Source organism: Rhizobium sp. 01L419, assembly GCF_056400025.1.
The window spans coordinates 23183-31818 of the sequence record NZ_JBFTSM010000036.1 but is presented as its reverse complement, the minus strand read 5'-3'; the positions used below and the strand labels follow the sequence as shown (position 1 = coordinate 31818).

General features: G+C 57.3%; 11 protein-coding genes. 6 read left to right on the top strand and 5 right to left on the bottom strand.

Annotation, left to right across the window (positions count from 1 at the left end):
• The coding region (locus AC1DUP_RS35920; protein WP_477837230.1) for a class I SAM-dependent methyltransferase at window positions 1-819 on the top strand (819 nt) is incomplete at its 5' end.
• 252 nt (window positions 820-1071) lie between these two features.
• Here AC1DUP_RS35920 and AC1DUP_RS35915 read toward each other — a convergent pair.
• Both AC1DUP_RS35915 and AC1DUP_RS35910 read right to left on the bottom strand, forming a co-directional pair.
• Window positions 1072-1521, bottom strand: a complete 450-nt coding sequence (locus AC1DUP_RS35915) for a GNAT family N-acetyltransferase (RefSeq protein ID WP_245272043.1) — start codon at window positions 1519-1521, stop codon at window positions 1072-1074.
• Window positions 1521-1724: an OB-fold nucleic acid binding domain-containing protein gene (locus AC1DUP_RS35910; RefSeq protein WP_003551140.1), complete on the bottom strand. Its 204-nt coding sequence runs from the start codon at window positions 1722-1724 to the stop codon at window positions 1521-1523. Before AC1DUP_RS35910 ends, AC1DUP_RS35915 begins: the two co-directional genes overlap by 1 nt.
• Window positions 1725-2229: 505 nt before the next feature.
• Between AC1DUP_RS35910 and AC1DUP_RS35905 the strand changes: the two genes are divergently transcribed.
• The 3 genes from AC1DUP_RS35905 to AC1DUP_RS35895 all read left to right on the top strand — a co-directional run bounded on the left by AC1DUP_RS35905 (window position 2230) and on the right by AC1DUP_RS35895 (window position 4695).
• The gene (locus AC1DUP_RS35905) at window positions 2230-2637 is read left to right on the top strand and encodes a hypothetical protein (RefSeq protein ID WP_477837227.1); all 408 of its coding nucleotides are present in this window, start codon (window positions 2230-2232) and stop codon (window positions 2635-2637) included.
• 446 nt (window positions 2638-3083) lie between these two features.
• The gene (locus tag AC1DUP_RS35900) at window positions 3084-3854 is read left to right on the top strand and encodes an SOS response-associated peptidase (protein WP_477837225.1); all 771 of its coding nucleotides are present in this window, start codon (window positions 3084-3086) and stop codon (window positions 3852-3854) included.
• 322 nt (window positions 3855-4176) lie between these two features.
• Window positions 4177-4695 (top strand): N-acetyltransferase family protein, encoded by a 519-nt coding sequence (locus tag AC1DUP_RS35895; protein WP_477837232.1) that lies wholly within the window; start codon window positions 4177-4179, stop codon window positions 4693-4695.
• A 155-nt stretch (window positions 4696-4850) separates the two neighbouring features.
• Here AC1DUP_RS35895 and AC1DUP_RS35890 read toward each other — a convergent pair whose 3' ends face one another.
• The gene (locus AC1DUP_RS35890) at window positions 4851-5825 is read right to left on the bottom strand and encodes a DUF2332 domain-containing protein (RefSeq protein WP_477837223.1); all 975 of its coding nucleotides are present in this window, start codon (window positions 5823-5825) and stop codon (window positions 4851-4853) included.
• Between the two features lie 131 nt (window positions 5826-5956).
• On the bottom strand, window positions 5957-6394 hold the full coding sequence (locus AC1DUP_RS35885; RefSeq protein WP_477837222.1) for a MarR family winged helix-turn-helix transcriptional regulator: 438 nt from the start codon (window positions 6392-6394) through the stop codon (window positions 5957-5959).
• 82 nt (window positions 6395-6476) lie between these two features.
• On the opposite strand from AC1DUP_RS35885, the gene AC1DUP_RS35880 reads away from it, so the two are divergent.
• Window positions 6477-7349 carry an SDR family NAD(P)-dependent oxidoreductase gene (locus AC1DUP_RS35880; RefSeq protein WP_477837221.1) on the top strand — a complete coding sequence of 291 codons (873 nt, stop codon included), beginning with the start codon at window positions 6477-6479 and terminating at the stop codon, window positions 7347-7349.
• A 393-nt stretch (window positions 7350-7742) separates the two neighbouring features.
• Here the strand turns inward: AC1DUP_RS35880 and AC1DUP_RS35875 are convergent, their stop codons facing one another.
• Complete coding sequence (locus AC1DUP_RS35875) at window positions 7743-8321, bottom strand: pyridoxamine 5'-phosphate oxidase family protein (RefSeq protein WP_477837220.1); 579 nt, start codon at window positions 8319-8321, stop codon at window positions 7743-7745.
• Here AC1DUP_RS35875 and AC1DUP_RS35870 point away from each other — a divergent pair.
• Window positions 8311-8523: a hypothetical protein gene (locus AC1DUP_RS35870; RefSeq protein WP_477837219.1), complete on the top strand. Its 213-nt coding sequence runs from the start codon at window positions 8311-8313 to the stop codon at window positions 8521-8523. The genes AC1DUP_RS35875 and AC1DUP_RS35870 overlap by 11 nt on opposite strands.
• Window positions 8524-8636: the final 113 nt, after the last annotated feature.

Below are 8636 nucleotides of genomic sequence, written 5' to 3'. Positions count from 1 at the left end.
GTCACGTCGACTGGGCATAAGCTCAGCGCTGGAGGACACCTCGACGTTCATTACATGGCGCTGAAGGACGAATATGATGCCACCCTTCGTGCTGCCGGTCTCCGACCTGGCTGGTCAGTGCTTGACGCGGGTGCAGGCAATGGGGTCTTCCTGCCCTTAATGGCGGAGTTGCTTGGCGTAGAGGGGCATATTGAGGCTTGTGATTTAGCACGCGAAAATGTCGAGGCGATCGAAGGCTTGGTTGCAAGCCAGCGGTTTGCCTGTCCGATAAGCGCGCGAATCGGTAACATCCTCGCGCTGCCCTATGAGACTGGCACCTTCGATGCGGTCTGGAGCGCGAACGTCGTCCAGTATCTGAATGACGAAGAGCTAACACAAGCGATCGCTGAGTTCTGCCGTGTCGCAAAGCCCGGCGGACTCGTTGCAGTGAAGGAGGTCGATATCTCGGTTTGGCAGTATCAGCCGCAGGATCCCAAACTGATGTGGCGTCTGCTCGACGCGCTGTCTGATGATGTACAGATGTCCGGCGCGATGAGGGGAACGCGCGTATCGGCGTGGTTTCGAGCGGCGGGCCTCGAGAATGTCTCTGCAGTTACGACTCTCGCGGAGCGCCGTCAGCCGCTCAGGCCGGCAGAGCGGCAATACATTCGCAACAATCTCGAATTCTTATCCGGGCTCGCCCGAACATGCGACTTGTCTGAATCGGATCATCGCCAATGGAAAGCGATCGGCGAAGAGCCGGAACGCCTGATTTCAGACCCCGATCTCTGCTACCGCGAAATGTGGGTACTCAGCCTGGGTACCGTGTCAAAGTGCTAGGCCACCTTCCTCCGCCCAGGAATTGGCTCGTATTGTATCGCGATGGCCCCGGTTTCCGCGCCGACAGTGGGCGTCAAACTCAGTGGAAATTTCTAGCTCGCACTTTCAGGGTATCGATGTGCAGATCCCTGACTTATCCCGAGCCGGATACTATGCCGAGCTCATTCCCTAAAGCCCGAGATTTCCGGTAAACCAAGCTCAATGGCTCGGCATAGTAGCTCGCACTGAAAGGCAGGATTCGGCCCAAAGCCGTCATTGCTTGCCACGAAAGATATGGGTCGTGTTATCGCGCTCAATTGGGACAAATCCAATCGTTGGCCAGAATGCTTCCGCCTCTGGGCCTGCGGTATAAAGTACGATCGGGCGATCGAAAGCTTTCGCATGTTCAAGAACAAACAACGCGATCTGTCTGCCAACCCCTAGCCTTCGATAGGCTGGCCGAACGTAGAATCGCCTCATACGCAGCCAACCGCTATCCATGAAATCCTGTGTCGTGCCGCCAATACCGGCGACCTCACCATCGATTGTGGCAAGAGCTAGAATTTCCCCTGGGCGCTCAAAGCGATTGGCCCCGCTGCGCCATTCGTCTTCAAGCACAGAAATCATCTCGAAGCCTTCTGCCTCCGCCTCTAGCAGCAATTGATCAAGCTGGTCGGGCAGCTCTACAATCTGCCTAACCACAACAGCATCACGGTCGCCCATCATCCGAATTCCACCTCTGTCAGCGCTGAACCTTCTTTGTTTTGAGCGAGCTGAACCTTTCCTGTCTTGTCGCGCAGAACGATAAAGCGCATCCGCTTTTGGTCGCGAATGGCGTCGACAAATCCATGAATTGTAACGCGATGCCCAATGCAATGGGACAGATCGGCAATGGCTGGATGGCTTAACGATAAGGTATCAGACATGACTTTCTCCGGAAAAGCCGGGAGGAAAAGCCAAAACCTGAAGCCCTTCCGAAACCGGCAGGGCTGTGATGATCAGTGAGCTACGCTAAAATGCGCACACGCCGTCCACGACCCCAAGGGGGCCATTATTATTGACGGCGATGTTACGCTGCGTGCTCATGTTCGTGATCTATGCATAACGGCAGGCCAATGTAAATTACTGAGCGGCGCAAGTATCCGATTTTCGGAAAGAGAAAAGTTCCCGAACGCCAGAAACGAGGATCAAAACAACCTTTTTCGATGCTCATGAACATGTCGTCTTTTGGCGCGAAGCAGTCATTGTAGGCTTACGGGATTCATCCGCGAATCTCGCAAACCCGAAGGCCGCCCGCCCGCTTTACTCGGGCTTTCTCCCCCCGCATGGAATTTCAAGATGGCATTTTAGCATCTCCGAAACGTCGTCCTTGACTCCTTTAAGAAAGAGAACATAATAAGAACATAACCACCAAGAACGAGGATGACGGCCATGAGTAATCTGCCGAACGATAACCTGTGCGAAGTGGAGCCGTATGAGGATCCGACTGGCACTTATTGGACACCGCCAGAAGCTTTGAACATTGACCGGATCCATCGCGACATTCGCACGGTGCTGGTCGGGGCTCTAGGACGCCGCGGTCCAGCATTCCTGGTGACGGCAGACGGCAATGGAAAATATGAATTCTATGGAGCAGGCACCGTCGATATGGCGTCGTGCATCCCTGTCGGTGCCTTCACCATCGCGATCGACAGAGAGAACAATCGTGCTTGCGGTGTCTGCCATTGCGACGGCGAACTCGGTGTGACCGAACCGATGAAGTTTCCATTCAACGGTGACATCGATGTCGCTTTTGCGGACTTCTATTGCCTCGCCAGAGATGAAGGCTATGTGTCTTGATGGTCGGGACGCAGTTCGGGCCGATTGTTCGCAAAACATTGAAGCCCGCAGGCGCTCCAAGGACAGATGTGCAGTGAGCGCCCGCAACGCAACTGGTTATTGATGGTCACTCTCGTGAGCACTGACCACAAGATCGACGACAATCACATCTGAGCAGATACATTCGGAACAGATGCCGAAAGCATCCTCGTCGAACTCGTCTCTGCTCTTTCTTTGATGGCAGCAATCGCAGACGACAGTTCCGCAGTGGGAAAACCTCGCCGGGGGGAGGATCTCGACAAGCGGACTTTCTCCCGCGCGATTGGCAGGTTCTGGCATGATAACCTCCCTGAATTCCTATACGACATGAAATAGGAACGGTCGTCGGCGCTTTCCAGACCGCAGGTGTTGGCACCTTTATTTCGGTCGGCTACGTTGCGCATCCCAACCGACGGGAGGTGGCTGGCTTGTGTAACCTTTACCGCGTGGACGACATAGACTGGGTTCGGAAGTGGGCGATCGATGCCGAGAGCATGATCAACCTCATGCCCAGGTATCAGATGAACCCCGGCCAAATGGGTCCCATCGTCCGCAACACCGCGGATGGCCGCAAACAGCTCGTCCATGCTCGCTGGGGACTGCCATCTCCGACGCGCGTCCAAGAGGAAGCTGCCGAGAGCCGGGCCGCGAAACTCGCGGCGAAGGGGAAGCCCTTCGATATGGACGAACTCATTAGGATGGAGCCAGATCGCGGCGTGACGAACGTCCGGAAGCTCCATCTCAAGCACTGGAGGCAATGGTTCGGCATCGAACACAGGTGCATCGTGCCCGTGACGACTTTCGCCGAACCCGATCCCGCCAGTCAGGAGCCGGGCGGGAAAGTCCCGAATGCCTGGTTCGGAAGGGATGAAAGCAAGGAGTTGATGTTTTTCGCCGGGATCCATGTGCCACAGTGGACCAGCGTCCGAAAAGTCAAGGACGGGCTTACGACGGACGACCTTTACGGCTTCCTGACCACGAACCCGAACGAAATCGTAAAGCCCGTGCACTTCAAGGCGATGCCCGTCCTGCTGATGACGAAGGAGGAGACGGATATCTGGATGAATGCGCCCTGGGAAGAGGCGCAGCATCTCGCGCGCCCGGCACCGGACGATGCAATCACGATCACGTCACGCGAGCCATACGGATCCACCATCATCTCGAAAGAGGGTGAACCCGTCCAGGCCAGTCTTCTATGACTGCAGGAATGCTGTGGGTCGAAACGACAACGGACGAAGAAGCGCGAGCGCTCGATCGCCAGATGTGAGATTTCGCCACGCACCAAGAACCAGGCGCACAGCGATTATTGCAAGCTCCAGGGCCAGCTGCCGAGAACGGTGAGTTCTGGGCAGATGCCCTTGACCGCATCAAGGACGATCCCGACCAGCGCTATGCGTCATCCTTGCCAAAAATGTTTCCGTGACACATTTTACACCCTCGATTGTCTCAGGACGCCCGCTGTCGTGATGTCCGCGAAAACCCATCCAGCATTTGAGAGGCATCAGGTTGACAGGCTCATTTGTGATCAGACGTGCGTGCCAATCGGATGCAGAAGCGTTGTCCGGCTTCGCCGCGAGACTATTCCGTGCAACCTACAGCAGCGACACGGAAGCGGCGGATCTTGACGCCTATATCAATAAGAATTTCAGCACCGAACGTCAGGAGGAGGAGATCGCCGATCTCTCAGCCGCCGTTTTCCTCGCTACGGTCGATGATTTAATCATAGGATATGCACATGTCGTTGTGGGCTCAGCCGACAGCCGTTCGGCTCTTCTAAATCGCATTTACATAGATACCGAATGGAGAGGAAGCGGATTGGCCAACGATCTTCTCGATGCGGTCTTGAGCGAGTCCAAACAGCGCGGCGTTACGCGCCTGGAACTGACCGTGTTCGAGCGAAACGAGCGAGCCATTGCGTTCTACCAACGGGCCGGATTTACGGCAACAGGGAGCACGACGTTTCAAGTCGGTGAGGACTTGCAGACCGACGTGGTAATGGAAATGGACTTGGGCGAGCGGTTTAACAGCGGTAAAACCTAACCTGTTTCGCAAATCCTAACCTTCGCAGCTTGGCGGAACACCGACGCCCGGTTCCACATCGTCCCATCCAATCCGTCCTGATGGTCCACAACGATCCCAACGGCCGTAGATGGCAGAAATAGCCCGATGCTGTCTGCGATATTCAGGCCAGTCCCTTAAGCCTCGTCCGCGATCCATGCGAGCGAAGCTCCATGCGGGTCGGTCCAGGCGACAGGAGAGCGGTTCACGGACAGGAGGAAGCGCCCGGGTGGCCAACTTGTTCCTGCGCGCGTGGCGATGGACGGGAATGCGCGGGGGAACTCGTTCGATACCCAATACGGAGCGAGACGCATCGCCCGGTCGGCGAAAGCCTCCCTGTCTACGGGGTCGGAGATGTAGTCGAGGACGGCCGTGTGAAAGACGACAAGGGTGGCGTCCTTTGGAGCTTCGCTGCAGAGCCGAACGAACTCGCTCCCGCGCAGGTCACCCTTCACGATCCGTGGCTTCACCGTGGCGGCGATCTTCACGGCCGCCTGCAAGTTGTCAAGCCGTTCCGTCTGCTCCGGCCAGACTAGTGTCTCAAGCCATGCGACTTGCGCAGGATCCGAAACATCGATTGGACTGAGGTCCAATCCCGCCCGCCAGACGACCTGCGGCGCGGCCGTCGGCAATGGGGTCGTCTCGCTGGCGGAGCAACGGAAGACAGGTGGCTGCGAGGCCATCTCGGGTGCGCGGATCGCCTTGTGGCCGTAGTCGTAACCATAGAGGTCGGGCATGAGGCAGAGCCCTGCAGAGGTCCCGACCTCGAGGAGCGCCAGCGGCTGCGGCAATCGCGCCAGGACGGGGAGCAGCGAGGCGCACCTTCCTGGTTCATTGGTTTGTGTCGAACGCTCGAGCATCAGCGAACGGACAGCGTCGGGATGGGCCAGGAGCACCTGGCGGAACTCAGTCCAGTCCGTCGACGTGCCGAACAGGTGACGCACCGCAGCAAACAGAAGGTTCGGTTGCCTTTTCATGTCCGGGAGCGTCGATAGAAAGCCGAGTGTCTCCCGGTCCCCAGCGACCGCATGGGCTAACGCCTCGTAGAGCGGCGAACGTCCGCAGGCTTCTTCATTCGCGAAGCGAACATACCGGGCCGAAATCTCAGCCAACCCCTCGTCGTCCATGTCAGCTGATCCTCGATTTCGACGTCTGGTCACAGTACAGGATCTTCGGATCGGATGGCAGTCAAATACGAACTCCTGATGCGCAGTGGTCGAATGATCAAGGACTAATCGCATCCCTATTCGTGTCGATTGAACTTCCGTAGCAATTCTTTGAACTGGGCAAGCTCGGCGTCGCTCCATCCGTCGGTGCGGGAGTAGAAGGCCCCGGCCTTCACCTCGATAGATGCCTCAACCCTGGAGATTCCGTCTACCGTCAACCGATAGATTGTCGAACGGCGGTCATCGGGATCGGTTGCCGATTCCGCCAGCCCCAGATCGCATAGGGACTTCAACAGCCTGCTGACCGCGCTCTTGTCCATGTCGAGCAATTCCGAAAGCTGGCTGCCCTTTGCGCTGCCTCGTGCCGACAGGATCATCGCAATCTGGTAGGCAGCCGGCTGAAGCTTCGGGTTAAACCGTTCTGCCGACGCGGTGGTGATGGCCCGTGATGCAGCAAGCAGCGCATTGAGCTCCAGGCCCAGCTCCTTGAGATGTTCGACGCGCGTTTCTTCCATAAATACCTGGGTCCTAATTTGGTTGACATATATCAACTAAAGACACATAGCTGATATATGTCAACCAAATACGGTCTTGCAAATGCCTCAGCGTCCGAAAGTTCTCATAACAGGTGCCACCGACGGTATCGGCCAGCTCGCAGCGATAGAGCTGGCGCGCCAGGGAGCCCATCTCATCCTGACGGCAAGAAGCCAGTCGAAGGCGGCAACCACGAGCGCGCTGATTGAAGCTGCCGCACCGGGCGCGGCCATCGACGTGTTTTACGCGGACTTCTCCGATCTTCGAGCGGTGGTCGCGGTCGGCAGAGCAATCGCCGCCCGGCATCCGCATATCGATGTGCTGGTCAACAACGCTGGTCTGCATGCCTTCGAACAACGCATTACCAAAGACGGTTTTGCGGAGATGATTGCCGTGAACTATTTCGCGCCGTGGCTTCTGACAATGACACTGCGCGACACGTTGGTACAGTCGGCTCCTGCCCGTATCGTCACCGTTGCGTCGGAGGCGTCCCGTCAGAGTGGCAGTCTCGACATCAATAAAGACCTTTTGGATACCGCCCTCTTTACCGCTCGCGGATCCTCCAGGGTCTATGGCCGCACCAAGCTTCTGGGCATCATGTTCTCGATGGAGCTGGCACGACAGCTTGAAAGCACCGGGGTGGCCGTAAACTGCCTGGATCCGGGGTTCAATGTTACGAGCCTCGGCCGTGAACTTGGGTTTTCAGGCCCCCTCGCGAAAGCTCTGAACTGGCTGGGGATCGGAAATCCGGCGAGAGGTGCCGGCATCATCGTGCGCCTCGCAACCGATCCGGAGTTCGGCGCGAATACTGGGCACTACGTCTCCGTCAAAAACGCAAAAAGGCTCACTCCCATCGCGCCAGGGGACAGTGAGGAGCTGCGTCGAAGTCTGTGGAAATTGACTGCAGATGTGACGAGCCGTTTCCTCGAGGGCTGAAACGCCACATACACCTGCCTGTCGCGATGGGGCAAATCGAATACGCTTATACCGAAACGCGGCGCGGCACGCTCCGTCTCTGATGGCTTGGTGTTCTTCACGCTCTACGTCGAGGCCATCGTGGGGACGGACAAATGAAGCCTCGCATAAGATCACTGTCTGGAATGCTCACGCCGGTTACCGACGAGGTTTCCGGTCTTCCTGCGTTTCAATTTCTGGAGAAGATCAATACGACGGCCGCGTTACGGCGTGAAGCGAAACTCCGGGAGGAGCGATCTTTCACGCCTGTCCCGGAGTCCATAGCTCGCTCTCACGGCCGTCCAGCTGATTTCTCCGCTGACCCGGTTGTCGTGATTTCCTGGATCAATTGCCTACCGAGCCCGAGACGCAAAATCAAGGTGAAACCCTAAGGCCATGCCACTTGGGCCGCCGATCCCGATAGAAGGCATACCTCATGTGGTCTTCACCAGAGACGTCTAGCCATTCGGCACTGGTTATCGTGATCGCGACGACGGCGAAGCGCTCGTACGGGTCCTTGGGGGCTTTGCCATCGTCCTCCCAACCCATCGAGGTACCATCGTCGGAATCTAGTGAAATTCCAGGAGGGAGGTCGCTCTCGAACTGTTTGCGGGTATGCGGTCTCAATCGCTGCCACATCGCACGCCGGGTATCTTCGTCTTCCACAATCGCTGCGGTATCAACGAGCTTGATCTGAACGCGGCTCTCGAGGTCGTAGGCAATCGCGGAGACACGAGGGTCACGGCGGATCTCCTTAACCTTCGTCGACCGGTTGTCCGTGACGAAGGAGACCGTTGCCTGATCGAAGTTCGCGTCGCGGAGAATGACCGTTCGCAAGCCCGGAAAGCCAGTGTCACCTATCGTCGCAAGCTGCACCGCGGCCGACCCTGCGGATCCGTCGGCCATCGCACTGAGACGTTCCCAAATGTGATCGAGGTTGCGCATGTCTTTCATCGGGATCCTCCCTTTGGTCAACCGTCATGCCAGACGCCATCCACAGCGGTCAATGGTCGCCGCCGGCTCTTATCCACGGCGGCGGTTGTGGCTCTTCGCGTCCGACATCAATCAGGAAGGATCCGGCATCGGTGATAACGACGAAGTCGAGCTGGTATTCATATTGCCGTCTGAGGGCAGCGGCGGCGCCGAACTGCATTGAACGACCTCGGGATCGAGTTCGAGCAGCCAGGCGAAATCTCGCGCGTTCTCGGAGCGAAACAAAGTTGGGCCAACGCTCTGATGGTGGCTCGGTATGCTTCTGTCAGCAGCATT